Here is a 17,252-nt window from a genome sequence, read left to right on the forward strand (position 1 = left end):
AAAATACATGAAAATTTCCAATAATTGGTTAAAAGACTATATTACTACCGACCTTAGCACCGAAAAAATCGGAGCTTATCTTACAGATATTGGGCTAGAGGTAGAAGGAATAGAAACTTACGAAAGTATTAAAGGTAGTTTAGAAGGCATTATCGTAGGCAAAGTTTTGACTTGTGAAAAGCACCCTAATGCCGATAAACTAAAAAAAACAACCGTAGATGTTGGTGGAGAAAAACCTCTAGAGATTGTGTGCGGTGCACCCAATGTGGCTGAAGGTCAACTCGTCCCTGTGGCAGTAGTCGGCACCACTATTTACACGAAAGACGGCGGTTCTTTTGAAATAAAAAAAGCAAAAATCAGAGGCGAAGTTTCTGAAGGGATGATTTGTGCCGAAGACGAACTCGGTCTTGGCGAAGGGCATGAGGGCATCATGGTACTGGATGAATCTTATAAAGTAGGAACGCCTTTTTCTAATTACTTTAATCTGACCAAAGACGAAGTTTATGAAATTGGGCTTACCCCTAATAGAACCGATGCTATGTCGCACTACGGCGTAGCTAGAGACCTCAACGCATTTTTAACGGTAGCGAATATTACCCCTACTGAATTTAATAAAGTATCTTCGGAAATTTTTCAACCAGAAGGAGAACACCATTTTACCGTTGAGGTAGAAGATCAAGAACTTTGCCCAAGATATATTGGTGCCGTTTTAGAAAATGTAGAAGTAAAGCCTTCACCCAAATGGTTACAACATAAACTAAAAGCCATTGGGCTCAGTCCTATTAATAATGTGGTGGATATTACCAATTATATTTTGCATAGTTTGGGACAGCCGCTACATGCCTTTGATGCAGATAAAATTTCTGGACAAAAAGTGGTGATTGGTATTGCTACGCCTGCTACAAAATTTACGACTTTGGATGGTGTAGAGCGTGAACTCAATGGTACCGAAACCATGATAAAAGATGGCGCCCAAAACCCTATGTGTATCGCTGGTGTATTTGGTGGCAATGACTCTGGTGTTTCCGAAAATACTACTAAAGTATTTTTAGAAAGTGCTTATTTCAATCCTGTGGCGGTAAGGAAAGCAGCAAAACTTCATGGGCTTAATACCGATGCGTCTTTCCGATTTGAAAGAGGCGTGGATATCAACCTAGTGCGTACTGCCATTACCAAAGCCATCCATCTGATGAAGGAATTGGCCAATGCAGATTTAATAGGAGATTTAATAGAGGTTTATCCTGAAAAAATAGAGCCTCATTATGTCGTATTTAGATATTCTAAACTCGACCAAATTTTAGGAACTAAAATCCATAGAGAAACAGTTAAGAAGATTTTAAAATCTTTAGATATCGAAATTCTTAATGAAATTGCTGATGGACTAGAACTTTCTGTTCCTAATTACAGAGCCGATGTAACACGAGAAATAGATGTGATTGAAGAAATCCTTCGTATCTACGGTTATAATAAGATTGAAAGTCCACAAAAAATTGCCTTTACCCCAGTAAAATTAGATTTAGAAAACCAAGATACTTTAGAGAATGCTTGGGCTAGAACGCTACAATCTAATGGATTTTACGAGGTAATGAACAACTCATTGACTCAAGTTAAAGATAATGACCATGCCGTCACTTTACTTAATCCTTTAAGTGGAGAACTAAGCTCAATGAGAACCTCTTTACTGGAAGGGCTTTTACAAAATGCGGCGTATAATATCAATAGAAAAAATGCCGATATTAAATTCTTCGAATTAGGTAAAATCTACCATCACTATGAACAATATGAGGAAAGGAAACAATTAGCATTATTAATCTCTGGTAGAGCCCAAGCGGAAAACTGGCTGGTACCAAAATCAGCATCAGACTTTTACCATTTAAAAGCCATGGTACATGTGTTACTTTCCAAACTAAATCTTAATTTTAAGGAAAAACCACTTAATGATAATCGCTTTTCTGATGGTATAGAAATTGTGGTAAAGGGAAAGACGATTGCAAGACTCGGAAAAGTAGCGGAGGCATTAATAAAAGAGGCAGATGTAGCACAAGAAGTATTCTATGCCGAAATAGAAATAGAACTCTGCCAAGAATTTAGAAGCAAAAGCGATTTTAAATTTAAGGACATTCCTAAATTTAACAAAACGAGAAGAGATTTAGCATTATTAGTGAACAAAGATATTACTTACGCTAAGCTTTACGCCGCTGTGAATAGTCTACAATTACCTTATCTTACAAATATTAATTTATTTGATGTGTATAAAGGTAAAAACTTGCCAGATGGTAAAAAGTCTTATGCCTTAAGTTTTGATTTGCTCAACACGGAAAAGACTTTAGAAGAAAAAGAAATTTCTGAAATCATGCAGAATATTATTAAAACATTAGAAAAAGAATTTGGAGCTGAATTACGCTCTTAGAATAATCATAAAATTTATAACAAGATGAAAAAAGTACTTTCAATTTTAGTCCTCGGCTTAGTATTAGTTTCTTGTGGTAGTGTTGCCAATTCTAAACTAGGCAAAACACAAGCCCCGATTAAAAATACAGATTGGATATTATCTGGCGAAAAAGTAGGTGATAGCCGTACCCCAACTTTAAGAATAGAAAACGACAGACTTTCTGGAAATGCTGGTTGTAACAACTACTTTTCTGAGGTTCAACTAGACGAATCTACGGGTTCCTTTTCAACCAAAAGTATCGGTGCTACCAAAATGGCTTGTCCGAATATGGATATAGAACAAAATTTCTTTAAAATGCTAAACGAAGCCAATAAATATGTAAGTGATGGAAACACTTTAGAATTATATAAGGATAATTTACTATTAATGAAGTTTGTTAGAAAATAAAAAAATCGCCTCAAATTGGGGCGATTTTTTTATGCAGTAAAAATGATAGACTAATCTAAATCTTCGTCGTCGTATTTTTCTAATTCAGCATCGCACCACTTAAAAGCGGCTTCCACAGCCTTGGTTGCCTCGTCAGCAAGAGATTCTTCATCATCGCCTTCTAGGTCATCTAGCCATTCTACTTCCTCTTCTTCCACATTCAAGATAAATCTTGGATATTCTGTGTGTACTACAAATAAATCTTCAGGAAAGTCTGTATTATCTGCTAATAAAAATTTTGGTAATTTCATTGTGTTCTATTTTTAGGTTAATATAATTCGTGTTTGTACAAAGGTAAATAAATATTTCTATTATTTACTCTATTTTATTAATTTTTAGCAAACATTTTTGAAACTCGTTCTGCCTTTTTAGATTCGGAATAATCATAGAAGCCTTCTCCCGATTTTACTCCCAACTTACCTGCCATCACCATATTAACCAATAATGGGCAAGGCGCATATTTAGGATTCTTAAAGCCATCATACATCACATTTAAAATCGCCAAACAAACATCCAAACCAATAAAATCGGCTAATTGTAATGGTCCCATTGGGTGCGCCATCCCTAGTTTCATTACGGTATCTATTTCTTCTACACCTGCCACTTGATTATAAAGCGTTTCAATAGCTTCATTAATCATCGGCATTAAAATTCTATTCGCTACAAACCCTGGATAGTCATTAACTTCCACAGGTACTTTTCCTAAGGTTTTAGACAGTTTATATATCGTATCAAATGTATCTTTAGAAGTAGAATATCCTTTGATGATTTCTACCAATTTCATAATCGGTACAGGATTCATGAAGTGCATCCCAATAACTTTTTCTGGTCTCTGAGTAACCGCGGCGATTTGTGTAATTGAAATAGAAGAAGTGTTAGATGCCAAAATACAATGTTTGGGTGCTTCTTGGTCTAATTCTCTAAAGATTTTCAATTTTAATTCCTGATTTTCAGTGGCTGCTTCTACCACTAAATCTGCATCTTTAACCGCAGAGGCTATGGAAGTATTTTTGGTAATATTACCAAGGGTATTTTGCTTATCCTTTTCAGAAATTTTCTCTTTAGCCAACATTCGGTCTAAGTTTTTTTCTATGGTTTTTAAACCTCTATCCAATGCTTCATCCGAAATATCTACTAAATTGACTTTAAATCCACTTTGAGCAAAAGTATGGGCGATACCATTTCCCATAGTTCCTGCACCTATTACTACAATATGTTTCATGTTTAATATATTAAATATTTAGAATTTAAAAATAATACATTTTTTTGACTACCACAAATCAGTAAAATAAAAAAGGACTTCCTAATAGAAAGTCCTTTTTTATTTTTAATAATAATTAAAGATTATTTTTTAATTACTTTTTGAGATACTTTTTGACCGTTTACTTCTCCAGCTACTACATAGACACCTTTTGGAAGTGATGATATATTGACCGCGTCACCCTCTTTTACTTCAAGAGATTTTACCACTTGTCCGTTGGTATTGTAGATGGTTACTTTTCCTTTAGCACCAAATAATAATCGATTTTCAACTACTGTATTTTTTACTAAAGTTTCTTTTTTATTACCCGCTAAATCATAAACACTCATATTCTCTTTTTTCACTAATGAAAAATTATCGAAACTTACATTACTTCCAGAATATGCTCTTACGGCTAGGTCAAATGAAACAATATCATTAGGAGCTGTAAATTGTATTTCATGCTTAGTCCAATCATTAGTTGCTTCAAGATATTTATTATTATTTCTCAGAGGATCATTGGCTGTATCTGTATTAAGGTATATAACATCATTATTAGCATTTTTAAAATTACACCAAATTCTAGCATCTTTTCCTCTTGCTGCTTTGTAATAAAATGTTAATATGTACTCTTTCCCTGCTTCTATAGAAATATTTTGATAAAAGCCAGTAGTGCTGGTTGGAGTATATTTAACATATTTATTACCATCTTGGGCTCCTCCTGTAATTACCTCAGGAGCAGTATAAGTAGATTTAAATCCAGCCTTCCAATCTGAAAAATCATTTTCAAAAGAAAAGTTTTGTACTAAATTTTGTGCTGTTGCCGTTGCTGTAATAGTCAAAACGGCTACTAAAGAATAGAATTTTTTCATAATACTTTTATTTTTTTGTTAATAATATTTTTCTATGTTCCAAATTTAAAAAGAATTATAGAACTACCAAAAACTTTATAACTGATTTATATTAAGTTTTATTAATATTCCGTTATGTATATTTGTAACCTCATATGTTGGCTTATAGAATATTAATTATTATGTTGTGTATATCCTCATTCATTTGGGGACAAGTCTTTACATGGCAAAATCCCAACCTAAAAGAAGACAGTCTAAAAAAAGATAGTCTTATCCAAGCCAAAATAGAAAAAGAAGTCTTTCAAAAAGATACTCTAAATTTCATTACCTCCAAAACTAAGAGTATCATTGATGAAGCCGTTATTGTAAAGCCCAATCCTTTTAATGCTTTGGAACAACTCAATACACAAGGCTCCATTATAAGAGGGATTACTTTTGGAAATGCCCAAGGATCTTCCGTTCAGAGCTCTATGGACTTACAAATTGCAGGGCAATTGAGTAAAGATGTGTCTATTTTAGCCAGTATTTCCGATCATAATTTACCCATCCAAGCCGATGGCTACACCCAAACTTTAGATGAATTTGATAAAATCTACCTTCAACTGAACCTTAAAAAAAAGACCATCATTACCGCAGGACATCTCGATTTAGACGATAACACAACTTTTTTTGGGCGCTACCAAAGGCGTAGTTTAGGCTTAGGTATAGATACCAAATTTGGAAAAGAACACCCTACCCGACTACAATTTACCGTTGGAGTGGCACGCAGTGAGTTTCATCGCTTAAGATTTCAAGGTAAAGAAGGAAACCAAGGACCTTATAGATTATTAGGCAAAAATGGAGAGCCTTTTATCACCATTATCTCGGGCTCGGAGCAGGTATTTATCGATGGGATTTTAATGAAAAGAGGCGAAAACCAAGACTATACCATCAATTACAATACGGGGGAAATTACCTTTACCTCATTTCGTCCCATTTACAATCAGAATTTCATTACCATTTCTTATAACTATGCCAATAGAAACTATACGCGTTTCCTCGTAACGGGTGGTGTAGAACATCAGCGCAACCGATTGCAATTGGGGCTTAACTGGTTTTTAGAAAGTGACCAGAAAAATGCACCTTTGGCATTAGACCTTAGCGAAGAAGACAAAAAAATTCTCGCAAAGGCGGGCAATCAATCAGAATTAATGCTTGCACCTTCTGGAACTATGGCTGCCTATGATGTGAATAAAATTCTTTACCGAAAAGTCCATCTACCTTCTGGTGCATTTTATTACGAATTTTCCACCGACCAACAAGAAACGCTTTACCAAGTCGCCTTCACTTATTTTGGTATGGGCAAAGGCGACTACCGACTAAAGCAAACCAGTAACAACGGTAGCATCTACGAATATGTTGGTACTAATCTAGGGGATTATTCGGCGGTGAGGAAACTACCTACCCCACAGAAATCTCAAGTGATTTCTGCCCATACGGCTTATGCTTTAGATAATGGTAAAATAGAATTGGATGCCTCGCTAAGCCAGTACGACCGCAACCTTTTTTCCTCCAAAGACAACCAAGATAATATAGGCTACGCCACACGACTGATGGCAGAAAAAACTTTTAAAAAAGGAAATTGGCGTGGTACCCCCTCCCTAGAATACCAGCATATCAATACTAAGTTTCATATTTTAGACCGTATCAATTCGGTAGAATTTGCACGGGATTTTAATTTGAGCCAAGAGTTTAATCATCAAACCCAGCACCGATTGATTTTCGGCTTTAAAAATGATTGGAATTCTGGGTCTCATCTGAACTATCAACTCAATTGGTTGAAAGAAGGCAGCGGCTATCAAGGTTTTAAAAATGATTTAGATTTAAATTGGGACACCAAAAAGTGGCTAACGCAAGGACAACTCTCCATGCTGAAAAGCCAATCCGATATAGAAGACACCCAATTCTTAAAAGTAAATCTGGAAACACAATACAAAGGCAATAAAGGATTTTGGACTTTTGGTAGCGGTATGGAACGCAACACTAGAGATTTGAAAACGCTAAACACTTTAGAAGCGAATAGCTTTGCATGGAAAGAAATATTTGTCCAAAAGACCATTGGTACAGAAAAACGCAGCTTCCTAAAAACCAAAGTCTACGCCAGAGTCAATGATTCTGTGCAAAACAATCAACTAACCCAAGTGAACCATTTGATAGGTTGGATGGCAGAAAGCGAATGGATTAAAAATGAAAACACCACCCTCACCTCTTTAATTCATTATCGAAATTTCTTCTATAATCAATCATCCAACAATCAGCACAATCAAGATTTTGTTTTAGGAAATTTACTATACCATCAGCAATTATTTAATAATGGACTAAGGCTACAAACCTTCTACGAACTGGGCAATGGACAAGAGGCACAGCGAGAATTTCAATATTTAAAAGTTACCGACGGGCAAGGTATTTATAAATGGACAGACTACAACGGCGATGGCATCCAACAATTAGACGAGTTTGAAATTGCCGAATACAGCGACCTGGCACAGTACATTAGAATTTATACCAATACGGTAAAGTATACGCCGTCTAATAAAAACAAATGGCAACTGGCACTTTACCTGAACCCTGCCGTTATCATTAAATCTGAAAATGCGTTTCTAAAACGATGGAATTTCAACTTCTCTTTGCTATCCCAAAATTCATTTTATAAGCAAGATAAGGTTTTGGTTTGGAACCCTTTTGAACGCAATGCTCAACAAATTCTTAAAAATCAAAATTGGATTACTGCCGCTCAGTTCCTACCTAACGAACGCTCGGGCTGGACAGCCTCCTACCGATGGATGAAACACCACAATATCCTCAATGCTAATTTTAGCGAAGAGGAAAAGCATCAAAATACGCATTATTTAACCATTGGTTATAGAATTACTAAAGACTTCAGAGCCGATTGGGACAATCAATGGCAGCGCCTCAATCATCGTTCGGAATTATTCAAGTCCCGAGACTATGACCTTAGCGAATGGAAAACCCACCCCAAATTGACTTATCAGTTAAGTAATGCCCTACAAGCCGAGATTTCCTCTGCCTGGGAACGCAAAACCCGCCTAGACGGTACCGAACGCCTCAACACTCTAAACCTAACGGGAAGCCTACAATGGGAACACCATAAAACTATGCTAAGAGGTAGTTTTTCATTCATCAATAATGACTTTAAAGGCAATAGCTTTAGCGTAGTGGGCAATCAAATGTTGAATGGATTGAAAGCTGGCAAAAACCAAGTTTGGAATGCGTATCTTCAGCAAGCCATCAGCCGATTGATTCATTTACAACTCAACTACGAAGGCAGAAACTCCGATGCCCGAACCATCCACATCGGTAGCGTCCAAGTACGGGCAAGTTTCTAGTACAATTCTTTTAGCCAATATCTCAGGTATCTTTTGACTATTAAGAGCCTTTGTATTAGATAAAACCTAAGGTTATATAGATAAAAACCCTTATGGGTTTATAAAATAACCCTTGTTGGTTTTAGAAGAAACCCTTATGGGTTTTATTAAGAACCCTTATTGGTTTTATTAAGAACCCTTATTGGTTTTTATTAAAAAAAGCCGTAGTTTTGTCTAAACTATACTGAGGAAACAATTAAAATATAACAAGATAATTTCTAAAATAGAATATGATACCCGTACGATACAGCTTAAAGAAACAAAAAATGAGTATAGGGGCAAACCAAGGTAAAGACCTCTACTATGCCCAGTTTAAACTTAATGGACAAATGAGTTTTGATGAACTCTGCGAAACCATTGCCGATGGCAATACCCTAAGCAAAGGAGAAGCCATTGCCGTACTCTACCGCCTAGCCGATGTGGTAAAAGCACAAATGGAACAGGGGCGTAGCGTAGACTGTGGTGAACTGGGTATTTTCCGCCCCTCATTCTCTTCAAACGGTGTGGCAAACGAAACAGATTTTAATGTGCGCAGAGATATGCGAACGCCTAAAATTACCTTTAAACCTAAAAAAAAGATGAAACGCCTAAAAGTATCTTACCAAAAAAGAAAATAAACCGCCTCTAGAAAAATATAAAAAAACCTCGCCTTATGATAAGACGAGGATAGATGGCTCAACGATTTTAACTAACTAGTTCTTATCCATTTCCATAGCTCTTTTAGCGTTAGTTTATTTCCGTACATTAAGATGCCTATTCTATAAATTTTTGCGGCAAGATAAACCATTGCCAAAGTAGAGCCTAATAGCAATACCAAGGACAATGCAATCTGCCATAAAGGAACACCAAAAGGAATCCTCGCCACCATTGCCACAGGGGAAGTAAGCGGAATCATAGACAGCCAAAACGCCATAGGTCCTTCTGGATTGTTCATAATTGAAATACTACCGTATAGCCCGAGCATCAATGGTAAAATAATCACCGTAGTAAATTGCTGGGTTTCCGTATCGCTATCCACTGCCGAGCCAATAGCCGCATAGATAGAACTATAAAATACATAGCCCAATAAAAAGAATAATAAAAACACAATGATGATTAAACCATAATTTAGCTCTAATAAAGTATGAGAAACACTGGTCACCATAACTTCTATATTGTCCAGCTGTACCTCATCGGTCGTCATTTTACTCCCCATAGAACCAAAGTTTTTATTAAAGAACAGAGCCACTGCTACCGCCATTGCAATCCATATAATGAATTGAGTTAGCGCTACAAAAGTAACACCGATAATCTTCCCCATCATCAGTTCAAAAGGCTTTACCGAAGAAATGATAATTTCCACTACCCTATTATTTTTTTCCTCTAGAACACTACGCATCACACGGACACCATAGATGAGGATAAACATAAAAGTAGCATAAAGCAATAGCATACTAAGGGCAGATTTTATCCCGAACGCTAGGCTATCGTCCTGTTGTTTTTCGTCCACCACATTTTTGGTTTTCAGTTCAAACGAATGGTCAAGATCTGCAATTTGATTTTCCGTTAAGCCCAGAGATTTTATCTTTTCTTTTTTGATGACTTCTTGCATTTCCGAAGCGATTTGCTTACGCACATCAAAACTGATTTTTTTATTGACTAATAGTTCACTCCCTTGCTCTAACTGCTGATAGTTTTCATTGATGAGTTTTGGGATAATCAGTAGCCCATCTACCCCTTCCATATCCTTTAGCCCTTGCCTTAGAGATGCCTCTTGGCTCTCTGGAACATACACAAAAGTAATATCGGCATTGGATTTCATTTCCTTTTGAAACACACCGCTTTTATCCACTACAGAAAATTGGTATTCGGTTTCATTTGCTTTAAACATTAAGGCTATAACCACCCCAAAAACGACCATTAAAATAGGGGCAAGCAGCGTAAGTATGATAAAAGATTTCTTTTTAACTTGGGTTAAAAATTCTCTTTTGGTAATGATGATAATATTTTTCATAGCAGCAGATTAATTTTTAACAGCGTTGATAAAGACTTCGTTCATACTTGGTATTTTCTCATTAAAGCATCGGATGTTGCCTAGCTGCATCAGTTCGCTAAGCAATTCGTTTTGAGCCGAAGTATATTGCACTTCAAAGCCAGTCAATCCATCTTTTTCTTTCCAATTTTGAGGATTAAAGCGGGTTTTAAAGTCTGAAATTCGGGTATCGTTCACATCAGAAAGTACAATTTCATAGATGTTTTGTTTGTATTGCTCACGGACTTCAAAGACTTTACCATCAATTACTTTATGGGAATTGTTAACCAATGCCACATAATCGCACATTTCCTCCACGCTTTCCATTCGGTGCGTAGAAAGGATAATGGTAGTATCTTGTTCCTTAAGTTCTAAGATTTGGTCTTTAATCAAGTTGGCATTTACAGGGTCGAAACCAGAAAAAGGTTCATCTAAAATTAATAATTTGGGTTGATGCAATACCGTTACCACAAACTGGATTTTCTGTGCCATACCTTTGGATAGTTCAGACAATTTCTTTTTCCACCAATGTTCTATATGGAGTTTATCAAACCAATATTTGGCTTGTCTTAGAGCGTCTTCCTTAGACATACCCTTTAGTTCGCCGAAGTAGAGGATTTGGTCGCCTACCGTCATATTTTTATATAATCCTCGCTCCTCTGGCATATAACCTATCGCTTTGATGTGATGAGGGCTTAGCGGTTCGTCGCCTATAAAAATTTCGCCGCTGTCTGGTTTGGTAATTTGATTGATGATTCTAATAAATGAAGTCTTCCCTGCTCCATTAGGTCCTAATAAACCATAAATAGAGGCTTTGGGCACCTCTATACTAAAATTGGATAAGGCTACCTTTTTGCCTGCATCATAAGTTTTGGTTACACCTTTGGCTTTTAGCATTATATCAATGTTTTATGACAATAAAAAAATAGGTTGAAGATAGAATTTAATCCTCAACCTAAAAGTTTTAATTTAGTTAAATAAATCTCTTACTTTATCGAAAAATGTTTTTTCCTTCCCCGAAGGTTCGGCTTTCATTTCCCCTGATTGTAGCTGAGCTTCAAAAAATTCTTTTTGCTCCTTGGTTAGGTTTTGCGGTGTCCATACATTCACATGTACGAACATATCCCCTTTTCCATAGGAATCTATACTTGGTAATCCTTTATTGGCCAATCGAAGAATTTTACCCGATTGCGTTCCAGCATCTACCTTAACTTTCACCTTTCCGCCAACTACTGGAATTTCCTTAGAAGTTCCCAATGCCGCTTCTGCAAAAGAAATATATAGTTCCTGATGTAGATTATCGCCTTCTCTTTTAATATTTGCATCTTCCTCTTCCTCTACCACCACGAGTAAATCCCCAGGTGTGCCACCAAATGGTGCATCGTTTCCTTTGCCTCTTACATTGAGCTGGATTCCATCTCTTGCACCAGCAGGAATTTTAATGGTAACTTCTTCATCGGTTTTTATTAAACCTTGGGAATTAGCTCCAGACGGAATTTTATCCGCCACTTTTCCAATTCCATTACAAGTGCTACAAGTGGTCTGAGATTGCATTTGTCCAAACATCGTATTCATCACACGCATCTGAACGCCAGCACCATTACAAGTAGGACAAGTTTTAGAAGTAGCCCCAGGTGCCATCTTCATTTTTTTAATTTTGATGGTCTTTTCGGTACCGTTCATCATTTCTTCTAAACCTAGCTTTATGCGTACTCTAAGATTAGTTCCACGCACCTGTTGTGGTCTGCCACCACCGCCTCCAAAACCACCGAAGTGTCCACCGAAAATGTCTCCAAACTGGCTAAATATATCGTCCATATTCATACCACCGAAGCCACCGCCACCTCCAAAACCACCGTTACCTCCAAGTCCTGCATGACCGAATTGGTCGTATCTGGCGCGTTTGTTCTCATCACTAAGAACTTCGTAGGCTTCTGCTGCTTCTTTAAACTTTTCCTCTGCTTCTTTGTCGCCTGGATTTTTATCTGGGTGGTATTTTAGAGCTTGCTTACGGTAGGCTTTTTTTATGACCTCTACCGTGGCTGTTCTCTCTACTTGTAATATTTCGTAATAATCTCTTTTTGACATTGTTTCTGTATTATATTAAATCGAAATAATGAAACACGCTAGCGCATTTCATTATTTTAAAATTTATGGTTTTGATTACTGACCAATCACTACTTTCGCAAAACGAATCACTCTGTCGTGAAGTTTATAGCCTGTTTCAATCACATCAACTACCTTCCCTTTTAAGTCTTCCGAAGGGGCTGGGATTTGCGTAATCGCCTCGTGAATATCTACATTAAAGTCATCACCAGCCTTTACCTCTACTGGCTTTAAGCCTTTTTCAACTAACTTATTTTTGAATTTATTGTAAATCAATTCTACCCCTTTTAGTTCCTCTTCATTGCCATTTTTGGTTAGTTCTTTTAAGGCTCTTTCAAAGTCATCTAAAATAGCCAACATTGCCGTCATCATATCTTGGCTGGCATATTGGAAAAACTTGTTGCGTTCTTTAGCAGTTCTTTTCTTATAATTTTCGAACTCTGCATATAGACGGATATAGCGGTCTTTTTCCTCTGCCAAAAGTTGCTCTGGCGTTGGTTCTTCTGCCACTTTTTCAGTCGGCTCTTGGTGAGTATCTTCCGTCGTTTCGTTAGTAGAATCTATTGTTTCTTCGTGTAAATCTTTATTGTCTTCCATTATATTTCTATTTTCCAACTATTGTGGCAAAGATACTGCCAAAGGCTTTAATAAGACAAATTGGCATTATCAAAATAGAAACGCTCTTATTTACTCATCAATTCCTTTCTGACACGGCTTAAACTTTCGGGTGTGATGCCCAAATACGAAGCGACCATCGTCTGAGGAACGCGCAAAAGCACATCGGGATAGGTTTTTATAAAATGTAAATAGCGTTCTTCGGCAGTAGCACTGAGCAACATCGTAATGCGTTGTTCCAACACCTGTATATGCCGATGCAATTGTGTATGATTAAACTGAAAAAAGGACTCAGAAGATTCTTCAAAACCTTTGATAAAATCATAAGTAAGTACTGCCACTTGCGTATCTTCCAAGGCTTGAATATCGTAAGAGGAAGGCTGATTGAAATACATACTTTCGCGGTCGGCAATCCACCAAGTTTCTGGTGCGAAATAGAGGGTGTGTTCTTTCCCTTTCTCATCGGTAGTGTATTGCCTTAGCAAGCCTTTTTCTACAAAATATACATACTGACAATGCGTTCCTTTTTGCAAAAGATAGTCCCCTTTAGAATAAGTTTTGATTTGATAATTCTGGCTTATATTCTCTAAATCAGTAGGGTTAAGATGTGTTTTTTGAGATAAATAATTGAGTAAGGTAGTGTCAGCCATTTGAAATTCTTTTTTTTGTAAAGATAGAATTTCCTTAACGATTACCTACACCTCAATGTAAAAAAAACGCCCCAATCATTGAGGCGTTTTGTGTATCAATCTTCTAAAGTTCCAAATTTTCCACTTTTGAAATCATCAAAGGCTTGTATAAGTTCCTCTCGGGTATTCATCACAAAAGGACCTTGAGTGGCAATGGGCTCATTGATTGGTTCGCCACTAAGCACCAAAACTATGGCTTTTTCATCGGCAGTGATGCTAAAGTTTTCGCCATCATTTGCCATCAGTACCAAATGGTCATTAGGTGCTTGTTCTTGATTATTGATCGTGATACTTCCTTCCAAAACCAACAAAGCCGTATTGTAATTTGCAGGTAGAGAAATGTGAACCTCAGCCCCTTTTTCCAATTTAGCATTGTACATTTCCATCGGACTAAAAGTAGATGCCAAACCTTTTACCCCTTGGTAATTTCCTGCAATGACTTCGATTTCCCCTTGATTACTATCTAATACAAATCGTTGGATTTCTTCATTTTTAAGTGCTTGATATTTGGGTTCACTCATTTTGTATTTTGCAGGTAGGTTTACCCAAAGTTGAACCATCTGGAAAATTCCGCCTTTTTTGCTCCATTCCGTTTCGTGAAATTCTTTGTGTAATACCCCATGAGCGGCGGTCATCCATTGTACATCACCTTTGCCAATCACACCTCCACCACCACTACTATCACGATGTTCTACTTTTCCCTCGTAGGCGATAGTTACAGTTTCAAATCCTCGATGTGGGTGTACCCCTACGCCTTTGGGTTGGTCGGCGGGCGGAAAGTGGTACTTTGCATTATAATCCAACAAAATAAATGGATTCATTCGCTCTATATCCAAACGGAAACCACTCGGGATAAAGTTATGCACTCGAAAGCCGTCGCCCACAAAGTGTGGTGCTCTCGGGCTTGCTACTAATTCTACAGTTCTTGTTTTCATTTTTTCTCTTTTAAAATTTTCTAAAGCAAAGGTACGCCAACTGCCACCGCTACGCATTGATGTAGGATAAGAACGCTAGTTCTTGAGGTTTTTTTGTATTTTAGCGGAAATTAACTCATAGATATGCCCACCTTTCAATACGGAACTAAAGAAATCAATTACCTCAAATCCAAAGACAAAAAATTAGCCGAAGCCATCGAACGCATTGGTAAAATCGAGCGACCTGTAATTCCTGATTTGTTTGAAGCCTTAATGAAGAAAATTGTAGGGCAACAAATCTCTACCAAAGCCCAAGAAAGCATTTGGCAAAAGATGAAAGACCAACTCACAACCATCGATGCCCCAACCATTGCCAATTGTTCCACCGAAGAATTGCAAAAAGTGGGTTTGTCCTTTCGCAAAGTGTCCTATATGCAAGGAATTGCTCAAAAAGTGGTAAGCAAAGAATTAATTTTAGAAGATTTACACACAATGACCGATACCGAAGTCTGTGAAAAACTATGCGAACTCAAAGGCATAGGCGTTTGGACTGCCGAAATGCTAATGATTTTCTCGATGCAACGCCCCGATATCTTAAGTTTTGGCGACCTTGCCATCCACCGAGGGTTGCGAATGCTCTATCATCATAAGGAAATCACCCCAAAATTATTCGAAAAATACCGCAAAAGGTATAGTCCGTACGGCTCTGTGGCAAGTCTATATTTATGGGCAATTGCAGGTGGAGCCATTCCTGAGATCACTGCTGCAAAATAAAGAACGGCACCCGCAATGCCTTGGGCTTCTCCCAAACGATGGATTGGAGTATGCTTGAGTATTGTTTTTTTTATTTTTGAAGTAGACCCCTCAATTGCTTTGGAAATAACTAATTAAGTTTATCTACTTTTCTTCCGCCATGGGGCATCGATTTGCCAATCTCCAGCCATGATACAGCCGTAAGGTAAAATCTCATCTACTACCTCACCCAATCCAAATGCTTTCATTTGTGCTTTGACATTCCGTGCATTCTTATATGCACTTGGCAATTCCGAAATATCGATGTGCTCAGAGAAAAATCGTATATCTAAACCTTTGGTTTCTTGAGCAAATATCGATTCTTTGGTTTGTCCTTCAAACTTTCTTTTGTGTGCCGAACGACTCATATTTCGACCAGCACCATGGGGTGCAAACCCGAGATTATTGGCTGTTGTTTCACCTTTTACAATCAATACCGGTTCGCTCATATTTAGAGGAAGCAAACGCAAGCCATTTTGGCTATCGGGTACAAATTGGTCGGCTAATGGAGTCGCTCCTTTGGCATGGTAAAACAAGTCATCTTCTTTGAAAACAAAGTTATGCTCATTCCAAAAACGATTGACAAAGTCCTTTTTCGTTAGTTCTACCGTCGCATTGTGTAGGATTTCATGATTGAGTTTGGTCCATTCTCTCACGATTTGCAAGGCCTCCCAATAGGCTTTACCTTCCTCGGTGTCATAGGGAATCCAAGCGTTTTTACTTAGTGTATTGGGCGAAATTTCTCGTCTGAAATAATCCGCCATTGCCATTCCTTGTTTGTATAGACTCGCTCCAAAACCACGACTTCCATGGTGGGTTACCAATATGGTTTCGCCTGTTTGTTCAGACTGCCCCACATACAAAAAGTGGTTGCCATCGCCTTGTGTACCCAAATGATTTTGAGCCAACAGAATACTATTTTGATTGTTAAAAAATCGATTGCTTCGAATTTTATCTTCTAATTCTTTGGGTAATTGCGAAAAATCCTCTCGACCACCAGGACCAAAATGCGTAATCTAATGGGCAAAACCCAGTACCTTTTTAGGGTCTATATGCCCAAAATTGGTCATCATTACCGAACAACAAATATCAGCACTATGCATCGCGGGATGTATGGCGTTTTTAGCCGCTACCACACCACCCACAGGAATTTGCCCAATAGGTCCCGTAGGACAAGCGTCTGGCATCACCGCTCCTTTTACGATGGTTGGGGTTTTCATCAACTCATTCATGGTGGCGATAACACTCTCTACATTCAATATTTCATCCTCATCTTCGGCTTGTATATTTTGATGAAAAGGTATAGGTGTATCGTGGGGTTCCACAATTTTTGGACTTACTTCTTTGAGATAATCCACTAGCGATTGCCCAGACAATTCATGCTGATTGGCATAATCGATGGCTTCTTTGAACCATTTACTTGGCTTGTATCCTAATGCAATTAAGTCTTTTCCTGTAATCATTACTTTTCGTTTGAGTCAAAGATAAAAAAAATAGTTGTCGTTCGTATTTTTATTCTGCTTTCTAGATTATAAATCCATACTAATTGTTAAATTATTGAAATATAAAATATTATAAGTATTTTTTTAATTTCAGGTAACGAATTAGTAACTCAACTTACTTCTTTTGATTTCATTGATTTTCATTGAAACTCAACACAGCGAAGATACAACATATTTACTTTTTGAACAAATTCTTATAACTTTGCCTCGCCTGCACGGTGCAAGCGTG

The 17,252-nt window shown here is 37.4% G+C and carries 14 protein-coding genes and 1 pseudogene; 5 read left to right on the forward strand and 10 right to left on the reverse strand.

Translation table 11 applies throughout. The features are described from left to right. The first annotated feature begins 7 nt into the window (after positions 1-7). On the forward strand, positions 8-2,410 hold the full coding sequence (gene pheT, locus C237_RS0110895; protein ID WP_018676500.1) for a phenylalanine--tRNA ligase subunit beta: 2,403 nt from the start codon (positions 8-10) through the stop codon (positions 2,408-2,410). Positions 2,411-2,434: 24 nt separating this feature from the next. Continuing rightward, positions 2,435-2,839, forward strand: coding sequence for an META domain-containing protein (locus C237_RS0110900; protein WP_018676501.1), 405 nt, complete (start codon positions 2,435-2,437; stop codon positions 2,837-2,839). A gap of 50 nt (positions 2,840-2,889) precedes the next feature. Here C237_RS0110900 and C237_RS0110905 read toward each other — a convergent pair whose 3' ends face one another. From C237_RS0110905 to C237_RS0110915, 3 genes are all read right to left on the reverse strand, one after another. Further along, on the reverse strand, positions 2,890-3,129 hold the full coding sequence (locus C237_RS0110905; protein WP_018676502.1) for a hypothetical protein: 240 nt from the start codon (positions 3,127-3,129) through the stop codon (positions 2,890-2,892). Between the two features lie 77 nt (positions 3,130-3,206). After that, on the reverse strand, positions 3,207-4,100 hold the full coding sequence (locus tag C237_RS0110910) for a 3-hydroxybutyryl-CoA dehydrogenase (RefSeq protein WP_018676503.1): 894 nt from the start codon (positions 4,098-4,100) through the stop codon (positions 3,207-3,209). A 122-nt stretch (positions 4,101-4,222) separates the two neighbouring features. Continuing rightward, entirely contained in the window at positions 4,223-4,990 is a 768-nt protein-coding gene (locus C237_RS0110915) for a T9SS type A sorting domain-containing protein (protein ID WP_018676504.1), read from the reverse strand. Between the two features lie 161 nt (positions 4,991-5,151). On the opposite strand from C237_RS0110915, the gene C237_RS0110920 reads away from it, so the two are divergent. Together C237_RS0110920 and C237_RS0110925 are read left to right on the forward strand one after the other, a co-directional pair. Beyond that, on the forward strand, positions 5,152-8,355 hold the full coding sequence (locus C237_RS0110920; protein ID WP_033399018.1) for a hypothetical protein: 3,204 nt from the start codon (positions 5,152-5,154) through the stop codon (positions 8,353-8,355). 269 nt (positions 8,356-8,624) lie between these two features. Beyond that, a complete protein-coding gene (locus C237_RS0110925) occupies positions 8,625-9,011 on the forward strand; it encodes an HU family DNA-binding protein (protein WP_033399013.1) in 387 nt (128 codons plus the stop codon). Positions 9,012-9,082: 71 nt separating this feature from the next. On the opposite strand, the gene C237_RS0110930 is transcribed toward C237_RS0110925, so the two are convergent. From C237_RS0110930 to C237_RS0110955, 6 genes are all read right to left on the reverse strand, one after another. Next, positions 9,083-10,387, reverse strand: a complete 1,305-nt coding sequence (locus tag C237_RS0110930) for an ABC transporter permease (RefSeq protein ID WP_018676507.1) — start codon at positions 10,385-10,387, stop codon at positions 9,083-9,085. Positions 10,388-10,396: 9 nt separating this feature from the next. Further along, on the reverse strand, positions 10,397-11,302 hold the full coding sequence (locus C237_RS0110935; RefSeq protein WP_018676508.1) for an ABC transporter ATP-binding protein: 906 nt from the start codon (positions 11,300-11,302) through the stop codon (positions 10,397-10,399). Between the two features lie 72 nt (positions 11,303-11,374). Next, entirely contained in the window at positions 11,375-12,493 is a 1,119-nt protein-coding gene (gene dnaJ / locus C237_RS0110940; protein ID WP_018676509.1) for a molecular chaperone DnaJ, read from the reverse strand. Positions 12,494-12,568: 75 nt separating this feature from the next. Then, positions 12,569-13,108: a nucleotide exchange factor GrpE gene (locus C237_RS0110945; protein WP_018676510.1), complete on the reverse strand. Its 540-nt coding sequence runs from the start codon at positions 13,106-13,108 to the stop codon at positions 12,569-12,571. 86 nt (positions 13,109-13,194) lie between these two features. Next, positions 13,195-13,776, reverse strand: a complete 582-nt coding sequence (locus tag C237_RS0110950; protein WP_018676511.1) for a Crp/Fnr family transcriptional regulator — start codon at positions 13,774-13,776, stop codon at positions 13,195-13,197. A 95-nt stretch (positions 13,777-13,871) separates the two neighbouring features. Beyond that, entirely contained in the window at positions 13,872-14,750 is an 879-nt protein-coding gene (locus C237_RS0110955) for a pirin family protein (RefSeq protein WP_026315651.1), read from the reverse strand. Positions 14,751-14,873: 123 nt separating this feature from the next. Between C237_RS0110955 and C237_RS0110960 the strand changes: the two genes are divergently transcribed. After that, positions 14,874-15,503: a DNA-3-methyladenine glycosylase family protein gene (locus C237_RS0110960; protein ID WP_018676513.1), complete on the forward strand. Its 630-nt coding sequence runs from the start codon at positions 14,874-14,876 to the stop codon at positions 15,501-15,503. 119 nt (positions 15,504-15,622) lie between these two features. On the opposite strand, the pseudogene C237_RS13720 reads toward C237_RS0110960, so the two are convergent. Beyond that, positions 15,623-16,984, reverse strand: a pseudogene (locus C237_RS13720) (RtcB family protein). Between the last annotated feature and the right edge of the window lie 268 nt (positions 16,985-17,252).

It is taken from the genome of Riemerella columbina DSM 16469 (assembly GCF_000374405.1).
In the GTDB taxonomy this organism is placed as follows: domain Bacteria; phylum Bacteroidota; class Bacteroidia; order Flavobacteriales; family Weeksellaceae; genus Riemerella; species Riemerella columbina.